12 protein-coding genes and 2 pseudogenes are annotated in these 13,915 nt (G+C 59.7%); 9 read left to right on the top strand and 5 right to left on the bottom strand.

Features of this window, described 5'->3' with window-relative positions:
- Window positions 1-42: 42 nt before the first annotated feature.
- Window positions 43-921, bottom strand: a complete 879-nt coding sequence (locus HMPREF2559_RS13250; protein ID WP_233423575.1) for a hypothetical protein — start codon at window positions 919-921, stop codon at window positions 43-45.
- A gap of 1,144 nt (window positions 922-2,065) precedes the next feature.
- Between HMPREF2559_RS13250 and HMPREF2559_RS05700 the strand changes: the two genes are divergently transcribed.
- The 5 genes and pseudogenes from HMPREF2559_RS05700 (at window position 2,066) to HMPREF2559_RS05685 (ending at window position 6,828) form a co-directional block, all read left to right on the top strand.
- Window positions 2,066-3,049: a TAXI family TRAP transporter solute-binding subunit gene (locus HMPREF2559_RS05700; protein ID WP_070539849.1), complete on the top strand. Its 984-nt coding sequence runs from the start codon at window positions 2,066-2,068 to the stop codon at window positions 3,047-3,049.
- 18 nt (window positions 3,050-3,067) lie between these two features.
- On the top strand, window positions 3,068-3,541 hold the full coding sequence (locus HMPREF2559_RS05695; RefSeq protein ID WP_083297787.1) for a DUF1850 domain-containing protein: 474 nt from the start codon (window positions 3,068-3,070) through the stop codon (window positions 3,539-3,541).
- A 24-nt stretch (window positions 3,542-3,565) separates the two neighbouring features.
- The gene (locus HMPREF2559_RS05690) at window positions 3,566-5,545 is read left to right on the top strand and encodes a TRAP transporter permease (RefSeq protein WP_070539842.1); all 1,980 of its coding nucleotides are present in this window, start codon (window positions 3,566-3,568) and stop codon (window positions 5,543-5,545) included.
- 58 nt (window positions 5,546-5,603) lie between these two features.
- Window positions 5,604-5,922: pseudogene (locus tag HMPREF2559_RS13245) on the top strand (transposase).
- A gap of 210 nt (window positions 5,923-6,132) precedes the next feature.
- A complete protein-coding gene (locus HMPREF2559_RS05685; RefSeq protein WP_083297786.1) occupies window positions 6,133-6,828 on the top strand; it encodes an IS3 family transposase in 696 nt (231 codons plus the stop codon).
- Between the two features lie 369 nt (window positions 6,829-7,197).
- Here HMPREF2559_RS05685 and HMPREF2559_RS12385 read toward each other — a convergent pair whose 3' ends face one another.
- Complete coding sequence (locus HMPREF2559_RS12385) at window positions 7,198-7,890, bottom strand: TIGR02391 family protein (RefSeq protein WP_148138783.1); 693 nt, start codon at window positions 7,888-7,890, stop codon at window positions 7,198-7,200.
- 676 nt (window positions 7,891-8,566) lie between these two features.
- On the opposite strand from HMPREF2559_RS12385, the gene HMPREF2559_RS05675 reads away from it, so the two are divergent.
- The 4 genes from HMPREF2559_RS05675 to HMPREF2559_RS05660 all read left to right on the top strand — a co-directional run bounded on the left by HMPREF2559_RS05675 (window position 8,567) and on the right by HMPREF2559_RS05660 (window position 10,950).
- Entirely contained in the window at window positions 8,567-9,262 is a 696-nt protein-coding gene (locus HMPREF2559_RS05675; RefSeq protein WP_070539836.1) for a hypothetical protein, read from the top strand.
- A 168-nt stretch (window positions 9,263-9,430) separates the two neighbouring features.
- The gene (locus tag HMPREF2559_RS05670; RefSeq protein WP_070539834.1) at window positions 9,431-9,751 is read left to right on the top strand and encodes a hypothetical protein; all 321 of its coding nucleotides are present in this window, start codon (window positions 9,431-9,433) and stop codon (window positions 9,749-9,751) included.
- Window positions 9,751-10,221, top strand: a complete 471-nt coding sequence (locus HMPREF2559_RS05665; protein WP_066486402.1) for a hypothetical protein — start codon at window positions 9,751-9,753, stop codon at window positions 10,219-10,221. Before HMPREF2559_RS05670 ends, HMPREF2559_RS05665 begins: the two co-directional genes overlap by 1 nt.
- A 141-nt stretch (window positions 10,222-10,362) precedes the next feature.
- A complete protein-coding gene (locus tag HMPREF2559_RS05660; protein ID WP_066512897.1) occupies window positions 10,363-10,950 on the top strand; it encodes a CAP domain-containing protein in 588 nt (195 codons plus the stop codon).
- Between the two features lie 100 nt (window positions 10,951-11,050).
- Here the strand turns inward: HMPREF2559_RS05660 and HMPREF2559_RS05655 are convergent.
- The 3 genes and pseudogenes from HMPREF2559_RS05655 to HMPREF2559_RS05645 all read right to left on the bottom strand — a co-directional run.
- Window positions 11,051-11,527: pseudogene (locus HMPREF2559_RS05655) on the bottom strand (response regulator transcription factor); the annotation flags it as partial.
- A gap of 232 nt (window positions 11,528-11,759) precedes the next feature.
- The gene (locus tag HMPREF2559_RS05650) at window positions 11,760-13,319 is read right to left on the bottom strand and encodes a hypothetical protein (RefSeq protein ID WP_070539831.1); all 1,560 of its coding nucleotides are present in this window, start codon (window positions 13,317-13,319) and stop codon (window positions 11,760-11,762) included.
- Window positions 13,320-13,355: 36 nt separating this feature from the next.
- On the bottom strand, window positions 13,356-13,915 hold a 560-nt coding region (locus HMPREF2559_RS05645), incomplete at its 5' end, for an ImmA/IrrE family metallo-endopeptidase (protein WP_148138781.1).

Genomic DNA, 13,915 nt, shown 5'->3' with positions numbered 1-13,915 from the left:
CCCTCGCGACGCCGAGCCCCCAACCTCGGCGTCGCGTGAGTTTTACACCCCGAGCAACGAGCGCAGCTGGCGCATGATGGGCTGAGCCTGCGGCAGCTGCAGCGCTCCTGCCACGGCCGCGATGATCGCAAGCACCCCGAGGATCGGACCCGCGATGGCTGCCTGCGAGGACACTGACTCCGGAACCCGGTTCGACGGGTCGTCGCTGGAGAGCGCAATCTTTTCCTCAGAGGACAGGATGTCGGCATCGCTGGCACCGCCGGTGGGGTAGTCGACGATGGAGGAGCCGATGGTGCCCTTCTCGCAGAACTCCACGGCTTTCGCGTCTGCGGCAGCGACTGTCTTCGACCATGCCGCGTACTCCGCGGCGGTCTTGGGATCGATTCCAGCAATCGCCTTCTTCAGAGCGTCACTGCGCTCGGACTCGGCGGGCAGCACGGGCATAAGGTGAGAGTTGGCTTCGCCAGAGCTAATCATGTCGACAGGATCCTGGGCGAGCTCGTGCGTCGTGACGACACCTGCTTCTGAACGCTCCGAGTCCATGATGAGCAGCAAGTAGTTGTCGATTTCATCCTTCGTGTAGCCAGCAGCGAGCGCTTCCGCGACGACCTTGTCGGTCGGCGCTTCGTCGTTGAGGCCGCTGTACGCGGCCTGCTGGTACTCGTCAAGCTGCGCACGCGCCTCATCAGAAGATAGGGACTTCTCCATTTCATCGCGCAGTGCGTCGAAGAAGTGGAACGGACCATTGCTGAATTCATTCGTTTCCGCCCACGTGAATTCGCGGGTGCAGGTGGAGGTGTTTCCGGAGACGATAGCGGCATGTGCCGGCGCGACAACCGTTGAAGCGGCAATTGCAACACCAACACCGAGGGCAACAGCGCGCGACTGAGTGTGCAGAGAAAGACGAGAGTCTTTAATCATGAGAAGAGTGTAATCCTTGCAGTGATCCTCGGGGTGGTTTTGGTCGCACATTTGCATGCGCCTGACTTGTCTTGGATACGTCTATGCCCAGGGACTTCATCGGAGCTGCGGCTATTTCCGGTTCATGATGCTGAGCCGCGTACCGTCACGCTGAAGCGTCGGCACCATGACGCGCGCTCGCCAATGCTCGACCTTGCCGTATGTGAGGCTTACCGGACAGGAGAATTCATGCGAGATAGCGTGCGGCCCGTGGATTCGGTAGAGCTACACCCATGTCCCGCGAAGATCATCGCGCTCGAGTTCCTCCGGGTGCGAGTTTGTAGCGAAGTCTGGTGAGGCGAAGGTGAATAGCTCCGGCTGATGCGCGGCCGCACGTTCGGTTCCGGATCCGCGCGCGTTGTGGAAGTTCGCCATCTGTGGCGGATTGCCAGTGTGCTTGCTACCCGCACTGATGGTGAGTTCTGTTCCCAGTCGGCGGTGCGTGAGCAGTGGGCGGCCCTCTGGCGAACTCATACACTACCTACGCGGACTTGACCGTTTTGTTCAGTGCCTCTTTTTACATAACTCTCGGGAGGCGTCGGCTTGTCAAAACTGCATTCAGCACTCAGTGAAACTGGGATAACTCGGTGCGTCTACCGCGTTTCCATGGCCCGCGGACCGTTTGATTATGTTCGCAGCCGCCTAGGCATTAGGGGCTGACCTCAATTAGTCCGCATAGCTAGTTGCGGCAACGTGATAGGTGCGTTGACCATGGCGTTAGCTGGAACGGAGAGGGATGCTGCCGCCATGCCCAGAGTATTGGCTGGCGCAGCGATGCGCCGCGAGGATCGGGCCGAGAAAACCATGAGAAGTTCTTTCGCAGAAAAGTTGGGAGGACTACTTTCTTTTTCGCGGCTCAAGTGGGAATGTATCGCATGGAAGCACTTGGTTGGCGCGTCGAAAAGGAACGCGGGTGGAGAGTGGGGGGCACGGGGGTAATCCGCGATCATCGTTTACAAAATTAGCATGTTGGCCCTGTGGTATGTGATACGTTAGCTCCAACACTGATAGATGAGTCACACTGTGGAATGCATATGGGGTGACGCATAGTCGGTGAACTCTCGTTCTATCACCCTCCACCTTGGAGCATCTCAAAGGAGACAACATGAAAATCCGCGCAACCCTCGCGGCTCTGTCCGCTGCCGTCCTGACGCTCACGGCTTGCTCGTCCTCAGACGCTGATTCCGCCAGCGGTGGTTCCGGCGACGCGAAGGTCGACTTCGTCACCATCGCCGCGGGCGGCACGTCCGGTCCATACTACCAGATTGGTGCCGCGCTGGCGCAAGTCATTGGAGATACTCTCGGTGCGGACTCATCGGTCCAAGCGACGGGTGCCTCGGTGGAAAACATCCAGCTCATCACCTCGGATCGTGCCGAGATCGCTTTCGTCATGGGCGACGCCACCCGCCAGGCAATCGAAGGCACCGGCCCGTTCGAGGGCCAGAACGCTCTCAAGGATCTCAAGGCGATTACCGCGCTCTACCCGAACTACGTCCAGATCGTCACTACTGCCAAGTCCGGCATCAAGAGCGTTGCAGACCTCGAGGGCAAGCGTGTTGGCGTCGGCGACCAGAACTCCGGCGTGGAGCTCAACGCTCAGATGATTCTCGACGCTCACGACATGAACTATGACGACATCGAGGAAGACTTCCTGTCTTACTCGGATGCCATCGACCAGATGAAGAACGGCCAGGTGGACGCCGCGTTCGTCACGTCCGGTCTGCCGAACGCTTCGGTCATGGATCTTGCCACGAGCGAGGACGTGGAGATCGTCCCCATCGAGGGAGAGGGCATGGACAAACTTAAGGAGAAGTACCCGTTCTTCGACGCCTCGGTTATCCCGGGCGGTACCTACGACCAGGCAGAGGATGTGCCTACGGCGGCGATTACCAACCAGCTGCTCGTTTCGAACTCTCTCAACGATGACCAGGTCTACGAGATAACCAAGGCCATCTTCGAGAACCTGGACACCATCCACGCAGCTCACAACGCAGCAAAGCAGATCACGCTTGACTCGGTCGAGGATGGTCTCGCGACGGAACTGCACCCCGGTGCCAAGCGCTATTTCGAAGAGCAAGGTGCTCTCTAGACAGCTGGGATAAAGCTCATGTCTCGAAGGAAGGCGTCCTCGCTCGCCGCGCTTGTCCTTGCCGTGGCCCTCATCATCGTGGGCACCCAGGCAGTCGCGGCACGCAGCGAGGGACACACCCTCTACGTCCGCGATCAGCGCGGTGGAGAGGTCTTCCTCGAGCAAGCGAATATCTCCCCGGATACGGTCATTGAGCTCAGCTGGATTCATTCGATCGAGCACGAGCCGTGGGTAGAGCGCTACCACGTCGAAGACACGCACCTGGTCCTCGACGAGGTTCTCATCAAGGGCTATGGCGCCGGCGTCCCGGCCCAGATTGAAGGCGACGTCGAAACGAAGGATGGGGTAGTGCGCATGTACAACATCGGCCGCCGTCTCGATCAACTGCGATGGGTCCACTCGCACAAAACCCAGCACGGGATCACAGTTGGCACTACGACTTTGACCACCGAAATCCCGCACCAGAGCTTCGTTGAGCTCGTTGTTCACTAACTCGTTTGCGACCAGGAGGCAGCAATGACAGCGCCCACCACCAGTCCCGTTAAGGACCAGCATCTGACGACTCAAGAAGAGGCAGATAAGGTCCTTGAGAAGTTCGACCGCGAATCACGCACTCGCGAGTTCCGTTCGAAGGTCATCACGTCCATCGTCACGGTCTTCGCCGTTGCCGTCTCGCTGTACCACATGTACACGGCCTACTTCGGAGCGCCGCCGCTGCTTGAGCACCGCTCGCTCCACGTCGCGGTCATCCTGTCTCTGGCTTTCGCGCTCTATCCGCCGCTGAAGAAGGCAACGCGTGAGAAGATTCCTTTCTACGATTGGATTCTCATCGCTGCTTCGCTCGCGACGACGGTCTATATCTTCATGGACTATGACTCCATCGTCCGTCGTGCCGGTAACCCCACGCAGCTCGATCTTGTCTTCGGTGTCATCCTTATCGTCGCGGTCCTCGAAGCCGCCCGTCGCATCACCGGTTGGGCGCTGCCCATCCTCGCCGTCCTCTTCCTGGGCTACGCCATCTTTGGTCGCGAGATGCCTGGCATGTTCCGCCACCGCGGCTACTCCTGGGATGACACGGTCAACTTCATTTACCTCACCAGCGAGGGTATCTACAGTACGGCTACCGGCGTGGCCGCGTCCTACATTTTCCTCTTCGTTCTTTTCGGCGCGGTGCTCCAGAAGTCTGGTATGGGCCAGTTCTTCAATGACATCGCCCTGGCACTCGCCGGCCGCGGGCGCGGTGGCCCGGCCAAGGTTGCCGTTGTCGCCTCCGGCTTCCTCGGCTCCATCAACGGCGCCGCCGTCGCCAACGTCGTGACCACTGGTGCGTTTACCATTCCGCTCATGAGGCGCGTTGGCTACAAGCCAGTCTTTGCCGGTGCCGTCGAGTCGTCTGCGTCCGTTGGCGGTCAGATACTTCCGCCGGTCATGGGCGCCGCCGCCTTTGTCATGGCAGAGACTCTCGGCGTTCCCTATAAAGAGATTGCCATCGCGGCACTAATTCCAGCGTTGCTCTACTACCTCGGCATCCTCGCTCAGGTGCATCTGCGCGCCACAAAGGACGGCTTGAGCGGCATCTCCAAAGAGAACCTGCCCGCCGCCATGGAAGTGATGAAAGAACGCGGCCACCTCGTCCTGCCGTTGCTCTTCCTCATCTACATGCTCTTCTTCTCCGGTCGCACCATCCTGTTCTCGGCGCTGCTCACTATCATCGTGACCATCGTCGTGGCGGAGCTGCGTCCCAGCACCCGCATGTCGGTGAAGGAAATCTTTGAGTCGCTTGCTGATGGAGCCAAGACCGCCGTCTCCGTGTCTATCGCCTGTGCCGCCGTTGGCGTCATCGTCGGTGTTGTGACGCTCACTGGTTTCGGCGTAACGCTGTCCAATGCCATCGTTGCTCTCGGCGCGGGCAACCTGTTGCTTTCGCTCATCCTCACGATGTTCGCGTGCATCATCCTCGGCATGGGCCTGCCCTCCATCCCGACGTACATCATCACCGCCACCATGGCCGCACCAGCCCTCGGCCTCCTCGGCGTGGAACCGGTCGTGGCGCATATGTTCGTCTTTTACTTCGGACTCTTCGCCAACATCACGCCTCCGGTCGCCCTCGCCGCCTTCGCTGCCGCTGGTCTCTCGGGTGCAGACCCGATGCGCACCGGTCTGCAGTCCATGCGACTGTCCCTAGCTGGCTACATCATCCCGTTCATATTCGTCTTTAACCCGGCGATGCTCCTCATCGACGTCAGCTTCGTCAGTGGACTCACTGTCATCATCACTGGCACCATCGGTGTCCTGCTCCTCTCGGTCGCCGTCGAAGGCCACCTTATGGTCAAGATCCCGTGGTTCCTCCGCCTGGTCTTCCTCGCGGCCGCACTCACCATGATGTCGCCCACCCTGATCACAGATGCCATCGGAATTGTGCTCGCTGTCGTCGGCCTTGCAGTGCAGGCAGTGCTTGCGAAGAAGGAAAACAGTTTGTCGTTCAAGGCGATCTGAAGCGCCCCAGGGTTTGTTCCGTTTGAGTAGCTGGGAAAACAAGGCACATGCCGAGATAATGTGATCCGGATGCGAAGGACCGAGTCGTCCGCCTCGTTGAAGATCGCATTCTGGCGGAAAACATGTCGATGCAAGCCGCGTGCCAGGCAGTAGCTCCAAAGCTGGGTGTTTCGTGGCATACGGCGAGGCAATGGACGCAGGCCGCTCGACGTGGGGGACGTGTTGTGGAATCAATGCCCGAGGACCTTGTGGCAGAGGTCGTCAAGCTGCGTCGAGAAAATCAAGAGCTGCGGGACATCAATGAGTTGTTGAAAGCCGCCTCAGCTTTTCGCATCCGAACCAGGCCCGAAACACTAAGAAATGATCCGGTTCATTGATGAGTATGGGAATCGTTTCTTAATCGAGTTCCTCTGCCAGAGGTTCAACACGCATCGCGAAGGCGGTTTTCTTAGCTCGCGTGGGTACCGCCAATCCCAGGCCAGGGGCTTTAAGCTTCCGCGCTCTTCGCGACGCTGTTCTCGTGGAACATAGTCGCGACGTTCATTTCCGAAAACTACGGCGTCTACGGCGTGCGGAAGATGTAGCGCGTGCTGGCCTGCCTGGGCATTGACATTGGACGCGATGAAACAGCCTGGCTGATGCGCAGCGCTGGACTTTCCGGCAAGGGCAAAGGTAGGGCACCAATGACAACGCGCAAACCCACAGGCCCGGATCTTCGCCCAGACTTGGTAAATCGTGAATTTAGGGCTCCTGGCCCTCATCGGCTGCGGGTGGCGGACATTACCTACGTGCGCACCAGGAAAGGGTTCGTGTACACCGCGTTCGTGGCCGATGTGTACTCCCGGAGGATCGTCGGATGGGCGCTGTCGGATTCGATGCGCACCGAAGCCCTGCCGCTGCAAGCGCTCAACCAGGCGATCGTATGTGCTGAGGAAACAACGGGTCTGATTCACCATTCAGACCACGGCTTACAATATGTGAGCATCGTCTACAACGAGTGCTTGGCGGAACACGGTATCGCAGCGTCTACTGGGACGGTGGGCGACTTCCATGACAATGCTTTGGCTGAGAATGTCAATGGTGCCTACAAGAATGAGCTGATTCATAGGCGAACGTGGGCCGATTTCGTCGATGTGGAAATCGCGACGTTCGAGTGGGTGAATAGGCGGAATGAGTCAAGGCTCCACCAGAGCCTGGCCTACCGCACGCCGGCTGAAGTGGAAACTGAGTTTGGGGAACACCACCCCAGTCGCGAAATAATGGAAATCAAGGCACAAGCCTAGGAACAAAACCTGGGGCACTTCAGGTGCACAGTTAAAGAACGATGACTCACGTCGCAAGGTGCGGCTTGGAAACGTGTGGGCGTCCATGGCTGGTGAGGGGTTCCGTTACTACATGGTTTTCCAAGACGGTGTCGAACCGCTGGAGGGCGCATATACGAGCTCGCAGTTCTTCCAGATTCTCGAACAACTGTAAGCAGTGCCTGGAGGAGGTTGATGTCTTGGGGGCAAGCGGACAAAGGATCCCAGTTGGCTCATTCGTCTTTTCTTTCAATTTTTTAGTAGGAATAACTAGAAGAGTGAAATCGCTTAGGCTCACACCGCCTAGGCGTAAGCGTAAAACTACGTCAGTGATGCCGCGGTCGCCTCAAACTAACCACAGTCGAGCCTTCGATGTAGCAAGCTGGCTAGTGCTATAAATTCTAGGGCTTCTTGCGGATCCTGTTCGAACGCAAGCTCATGCGATCCAGGGTTTCTGACACCTAACATTGCTCCACGAAATAGTGCGTGGAATCCAGCTTGCTCATCTTCGCCGGAACGTCCTTCATGCCGCGCTATCGAGAGCTTCGGGTTTTTGCCGCCGAAGGCTTCATCCATCAGCTTCGTGCCCGAATTATCAGAACCCAAGAGACCACGAACTCGTACTTCAATTGACACGAATGCTTCAGTTACGGCCCTACTGAAATGGCCGTCCGCGAAGAGCTTTCCTGCGGACTCAATGACGCGAGGGTGAAAGTTTTCAATGGTGAGGCGTCGAACTGGTGCAATACGCGCCTGCGGAGCCTTGCCCCATTTAAGCTCCGTATAACGCATTTTTCGAAATGAAACCCCTTTGGGATCGTAGATTTTAACTTCGCTTACGAGCTTGCGTTCAATGCTGCCACGGGGGTCTTTGATCTCAACAATGTCTCCCTCGTAGATAGGCGTGTCTACCGCGACGAAACCCGAATCGGGCTGGACATGTGCCTCGACAGAAAAACGTCTCTCGTCGGCAGTGCCCTCGGCGTGAACTACTTCAACAGTTTCGTGGCCAAACGTACGGAACATTGGCGGCTCAACGGTCACGGAAATCTCCTCTCTAATCTGAAACAATCAGCTCAAGTTTTAACCAGTCACGCCACCAAAACGAGGTTCGCGCTCGTTTTGTATCCGTCGTGGCATGAAAGCTTCGTAGATGGATCGCACTGGAGCGGCACCGGCGAGGGGCCTGACCCCCGGAAAGTGGACACGTCGGGGGTTAGCTATGCTGCTTTGGTCAGTGTAGCTGAAGTCTCGGCTTCAAAGACATCAGGGGCTACAAGATTGCACCACGAGTGTCGCCGGCGTTTGTTGTATCCTTTATTTGGGGCATATGGCCCGAAATGGACAGGGGGTTTCGGTTTAGCCAGCGGTTATTTCCGGACGTGGTCGAGCTGTGTTTAGGGTACCAGTCAGCGTTTGTATAGGAGTGAGCATGCGTACATCTGTTTGCAGAGCCCAAGTGCAATTCGGCTCGACCCTCTCTGACGGGACTGAGCTAGCTTGCTGCGCCGAAGGGATACCGGTGTGTCCGCGAAACAGCGAAGCAAAGGATGAAGCCAATAGTCACGTGGGTGGCAGGGGCGTGAGTATCTGTCGGGTGTTCCCTTTTTGTGAGCTCGTTTTTACCATCACCTGGGGGTAGTCCCCAGCACACTGACACTGGCTACCAGTAGGGTGGGGACACTGAATTAGTGATAGCGACCACGAGAAAGGCTCGACGATGACCACCCCGAATAATCCTTACGGCGACTCCGCATCGAACGGCGGCTTTGGCGCGAATGGTGCTGGCGATGGTGCCGCAAACGGTGCGACGCCCTCGAACGGTTCCACGAGCCCCGGCGCCGGTGCCGGCCAGGGCCTGCCCAATTACGGCTCGAGCGATGCGAACCCGACGGGTACCTCGTACCCGGCCGGTGGCACGGGCAGCACCGCTTATGGTGCAGGTACTGGCGCAGGCGCTGACTATGGCACCGGTGCGAGTGCTGGCTCTGGCTACACGGGCTATGGTGCAACAGGCACCCCGGGCTACGGCCAGGGTTACCAGGGCGCCGGTGACTGGGGCGCGGCTGCGGCGCAGAAGTCGAAGCTCGCGCCGTGGGTACTCGGCGTGGGTATCATCGCGCTGCTGTCGTGCCTGTTCGTCATTCCGCCCGTCGTGTTGGGCCCGATTGGCATCATTCTGGGCATCGTGGCGCTCGTGACTGCGCGCAAGCTGCCCAAGGAAGCACGCCGCACGTGGATGTCTGTTACGGGTCTGGTGCTCTCCGTCCTGTCGCTGCTGTTCATTGTTGTCCTCGCGGTTATTGGCGTGGGTATCTTCAACAGCGCCAACCTGGAAGAGTGTATGAACATCACGGATCCCGCCGAGCAGCAAAAGTGCGTCGAGGATAACATCAATAGCTCCTTCGGTCAGTAAGACTGCTGCTGCGGCGTTTCTTGTCGCACGAACCCCGCTGAGGCTCGTTCAATGAACGGTCGCCACGCGGGGTTCTTTCACGTCTTGAAGCTGGCAAGAGAAACAACCGTTCGAAGCCCAGTGTCCGGTCGCGGGGTCGTGTTGGGGGTGGGCTTTACGGTAGGGAGCATGAATAAGAAGTACGACCCAGTTGCTGCTGAGCAGCCCGCGGTGCCGTCCGCACCGGCGACACAGCCACTCACGGTTGCTGATGTGGCGAAGCTGCGGTGGTTGCGCGCGCAGATTCAGGGGCCGGTCATCTTGGCCGAATTTCGTGAGGCGACGCTCGATGCCGTCGCGGAGTATCGCGTGGACCGAGGCAAGAGCGTTGGCACCGCCGTCATCATTACGGTGGCGGCACTCGTGCTCGCCGCGGTGGCCGTGCTCGTCGGTATCACCATCATGCAGGGCGCGGCCGAGTGGATGCAATCCCTGAGGGAGGGCAGCTAATGAACTCGAAGAGTAGCGGCTGCGGCGGGATTATCGCCTTCGTCTTTCTCATCGCCATTGCAGTATGGGCGCTTGCCATTGCGCTGTGGGTCGCGGGTTTGGCCGTGGCCGTGGTCGGTGTGGGCTACGCCGGGGTGCTCATCTACCGCGCGTGGAAAGACACCGGCAAGGGCGCGGTCCAGGATGAGCTCGACGCGGAGATTGTCGCGCTGGGCGTGGAATCCGCGGCGGACCTTGATGCGCTCTTGCTGGAGTGGGACTACGCGGCGGTCACCCAGGGCATCGGAAGCCCGTTGCAGGAGGCCTTCGCACAGGACCCGCGCATGGCGGAGCGCATCCGCGAGCAGATTATGGCTGCGGCGGTGCGGGTGCGCACCGCCCCGAATGAGCCGGAGCGTCTGCGCAGCGTCCTCGGCGCGGAGGAGCTGCGGGTCAACGTACAGGCACTTCTGCGTGACGGTCCAGGATGACCGCCGCCCGTGGCCCCGATAAGGGGCACGAATGGCGCCTGTCATAATCCTTAAACTAAACTGAGTGCTCGTTAAGGCTTTTCTTTCTCAGTCTGCTCAGCACCCCTATTTCCTTCATCGTCTCTTCAGGAGTGAGTTTTTATGAACGTCAATATGAATATTGACATCAACAAAATCATCGGCCTTATCGTTACGGTGATTTCGATTATCGGCGCCATCATCGGCGCGGTCCAGGGCGATACTGCTTCCTCGAGCATCAGTGGCAATGGCACCGCGCAGTCGGGCGGGACCAATTCCCAGCCGGCACCGCAGCCGGCACCGCAGCCGGCACCGAAGCCGGTGGAGCGCACGCCGGAGCAGGTGCGTGCGTCGCTTATGCGGCAGCTCAACGAGTTCCGTGCCTCGCAGGGGGTTGCACCCGTGTCTGAGTCTGCGGAGCTCAACGCCATCGCGCAGAAGTGGGCCGAGCACGAGGCCGCGCAGGGCACGTTCAACCACAGCACCCTGAAGTGCTGGACCTACACGGATTGCCCGCACGAGCACATCGCGATCGCCGGCGACCCGACCGCGGCCATCGATGTCTGGAAGCGCTCGAAGGATGGTCACCGCGAGGGCATGTACTACACGACCTCCGTTGCCGTGGGCCATGGCTTCGCGAAGTACACCGCGGGCCCGAACAAGGGCGACTGGATCATCGTGCAGTTCTGGCATGACCACAACGAGCGCTAACGCTTGAATGCGGCGACCTCACCTTCCCATGGTCATATGGGAGGTGGGGTCGTTGATGTTCTCCGGTGTTTTTCGTGAATGCGCAACGGGGTTGTGCAGACTAGACGAGGCGGTAGCCGGAGCCGCGGACGGTCTCGATGCGCTCGGGGCCGATTTTCTTGCGCAGCGTCCGGATATAGACGTCCACGACGTTGGAACCAGGATCGAAGTCCATCTCCCAGACCATGGAGAGCAGCTGCGCGCGCGAGAGAATCTGGCCGGGGTGGCGCAGGAAGGTCTCGAGCAGGCCGAACTCGCGGCGGGAGAGGTCTTTGGACGTGCCGGCGACCTCCACGCGTTGGGTGCGCAGGTCGAGGCTCACGTCCTCGTGCGTGATGGTGAAAGTTTCGGGAGCTGAACTCGTCTCAGCCGCCGGGGCGCGTGGGGCAAGCCGCAGGGGCACGCGGGCTAAGAGCTCGGCGAACTGGAAAGGCTTGGGCACGTAGTCGTCCGCGCCGCCCTCCAAGGCCTTGACGCGGGCTTCGATATTGGTGCGGGCGGTGAGCACGATTATGGGCACGCCGACCTGGAGGACGCGCTAGACACGAAGGCGGCGTGGAGCCAGATGCACCCCGCTTCGCTGAAATCAAGGAGGAGTCCCACCGGAATAGACAGCGTCACGAGGACAGCGCACGCGCAGCCGAGGCCGACCGCAAAGAGGGCGGGGTAGCAGGTGCGCCAGGTGGCACGTCACCATGGCGAAGCCATGATTGCCGCCTTTCAGGGAGCTCGGGTCTCTACTGTCGATCCTACTTCGGCGCGTGTGAGGCTTACGTGGTCTTATAGACCACGTTCCACCGCCTGCGCATCTCGGAGGTGAGGAAATAACCCGCGGGGCGAGCCAGTTCCTCGTCGATATCGTCGAGAGCCTCGAAGAAGTCCTCCACCTCCTCGTCGATAGGTTCTGCGAGATCAAACCCGCGCAGGACCGAATCCTCGTCGATGAGCACGAGCGAGTTGTCATAGGTCACGAGCACGATGAGGGCACCGAGTTGGGCGGGTGTGTACCGGGGATCGGAGATGAGGTCGGGACGCACGACGGCGACATCGTGGAGAAGACGACGGGTGGCCGTAAGGATTTCCACATCGGCGGTCTGATGGGTGCGGAACCATCGAAGAATCTGTTTGCCGGTCGCCTTGACTCGGTCGACGAGTTCCGGGGAGAGGTCCTCGGTGTTGAGCGCCTCGAGAGGGAGCGGCGACTCGTCGAGGCGTGGGCGTCCCTTCTGCAGCAGAGCGCCTATCGTCCCCTCGGCGTACTTCGGTTCCTCCGTGACTTCTTTGGCGAAGTTCTTGTGCTGCTCCTCGAGCTCCTCCATGAGGCGCGTGTGGAGATCGGCGGGGCGCTTGATCTGCTTCTTCGACCACACAAGGAGGCGTTCCAGAACGAGTGGGAAGGCCTCCAGGTAGTCCTGCGCAGCGATCACCTTGCGGGCGATGGTGTCGAGGACGATCTCGATGCGCAGCGGGGACCAATGAAGCAGGTCGGCCATGGTGTAGTTGGAGGCGATCTCGAAGAGTTGCTCGGCGGCATCGCGATCATCGCCGGTGAGCTTTTCGGCCTTGAGGAACTCCTTGAGGACCTTGTCACGGTCGCTGAAGTCATCGTTTTCTTGACGGGCGCGGGCTGCGGCGAAAGTCTGCCCGTTCGCTGGTGCTTCATTGTCGGGCAGTAGCGAGATGACCCAGGTGAGCAGCGGGCGGTTGAGCGGCCACGACTCGTTCTCATGGGAGGGGATGGTGATTTCGTCGAGGTAGAGTGCGTTGCTGAGCACCTTCTTCAGACCTGCTACTGGGACCGTCATGGTGCGTTCCTGATCCTCATTGCGGCGCATGACGTCGCGGACGGCGTCGAGCGGGAGTGCCGTCGCGAAACAGTCGTAGATGGCGCCGTTGGTCTCCGTGAGGTCGATCGAGACGTTCACGGCCACCGGCTCCGAGCCAGGGATGGCGAGCTCGAGTGCGTAGTAGACGATGTCGCCGGCGTACTGCGTGGACTCGATGACTTCGCCGATGCTCGCCTGGGTGAGGCCTTCGGCCCACGCCGGAAGTTCGTGCTCGCGGGAGGCGAGTATTTCCTGCGTTCGCGACTTACGCTCGTCGTTGGGATCTAGAACTGCCGCCACGGCCAGCGCCATGGTGGACTCCGGAGAATCCTCGCCCCAGAGCTCCTCGAAGTATGTCGTGCCGACGGGCGTGCCTTCATCTATGCCCTCCTCGCGAGCGACGCGCTCGACGTAGAAGAGTCCATTGAGAAACTCGATGAGGTCGACGGGGGATTCGTCGTTGAGGAACTGGCGTACATCCGGTGCAGGCGGTGGTGTGGTCATGCTGGATACTGTACTGTGACGCGACGAGGTGCGAGACTAGACCACCGAAAGGCGTATTTGGAGCGCGAAACTGCGGGCCAATTCGGTGGGAAGGCCAAGCTCAGTCGCCATATCGTGAAGCGAATACTTATCGTTGCCTGCGATCGTGTCAAAGACGCGCGAGCGTTCGTAAAAGGTACGACCGCCAGGTTCAGCGGAGCGGAATCCGCGCAGCGTGAGAATGCGATTGAGCTCCGTGTAGTGCCAGTCTGAGCAACGACCGACTTCGTGCACGCGCCGTGCGGCTGCGATGGCTGAGACGCGAAAGGCGGTTTTGAACTCGAGCAGCCTTTCCAACGATGGGTTGTAGGGAAGGTATTCGAAGCACGCCGTGTGCGGAATGAGGAATTCTGCGGCAAAGGCATCGGCCTCGGATTCAGCCTCAGGCGTCGTGGGATCGTTGGGGTGCATAACGAGGCGGCCGAGCTCGTGAGCCAGCGTGAACCTCTCGCCTTCGGGGCTACGGCGACGCGCAGTAAAGATGTAGGGGCGACCGTCATCCCACAATGAAAAGGCATCGACAGGGGACCTGACCCCCGTTAGGTAGACACCTCTGA

The organism is Corynebacterium sp. HMSC072G08, from assembly GCF_001809185.1.
Taxonomy (GTDB): Bacteria; Actinomycetota; Actinomycetes; order Mycobacteriales; family Mycobacteriaceae; genus Corynebacterium; species Corynebacterium phoceense.
Note: the sequence above shows the minus strand (reverse complement) of the source record. Positions and strands in the feature narration are given on the sequence as shown.

Bases quoted from the DNA above. Each gene is read 5' to 3' on its own strand.
- HMPREF2559_RS05675 (WP_070539836.1), top strand. From the start codon at position 8,567: ATGACCACCCCGAATAATCCTTACGGCGACTCCGCATCGAACGGCGGC.
- HMPREF2559_RS05660 (WP_066512897.1), top strand. From the start codon at position 10,363: ATGAACGTCAATATGAATATTGACATCAACAAAATCATCGGCCTTATC.
- HMPREF2559_RS05670 (WP_070539834.1), top strand. From the start codon at position 9,431: ATGAATAAGAAGTACGACCCAGTTGCTGCTGAGCAGCCCGCGGTGCCG.
- HMPREF2559_RS05665 (WP_066486402.1), top strand. From the start codon at position 9,751: ATGAACTCGAAGAGTAGCGGCTGCGGCGGGATTATCGCCTTCGTCTTT.
- HMPREF2559_RS13250 (WP_233423575.1), bottom strand. From the start codon at position 921: ATGATTAAAGACTCTCGTCTTTCTCTGCACACTCAGTCGCGCGCTGTT.
- HMPREF2559_RS05700 (WP_070539849.1), top strand. From the start codon at position 2,066: ATGAAAATCCGCGCAACCCTCGCGGCTCTGTCCGCTGCCGTCCTGACG.
- HMPREF2559_RS05695 (WP_083297787.1), top strand. From the start codon at position 3,068: ATGTCTCGAAGGAAGGCGTCCTCGCTCGCCGCGCTTGTCCTTGCCGTG.
- HMPREF2559_RS05650 (WP_070539831.1), bottom strand. From the start codon at position 13,319: ATGACCACACCACCGCCTGCACCGGATGTACGCCAGTTCCTCAACGAC.
- HMPREF2559_RS05690 (WP_070539842.1), top strand. From the start codon at position 3,566: ATGACAGCGCCCACCACCAGTCCCGTTAAGGACCAGCATCTGACGACT.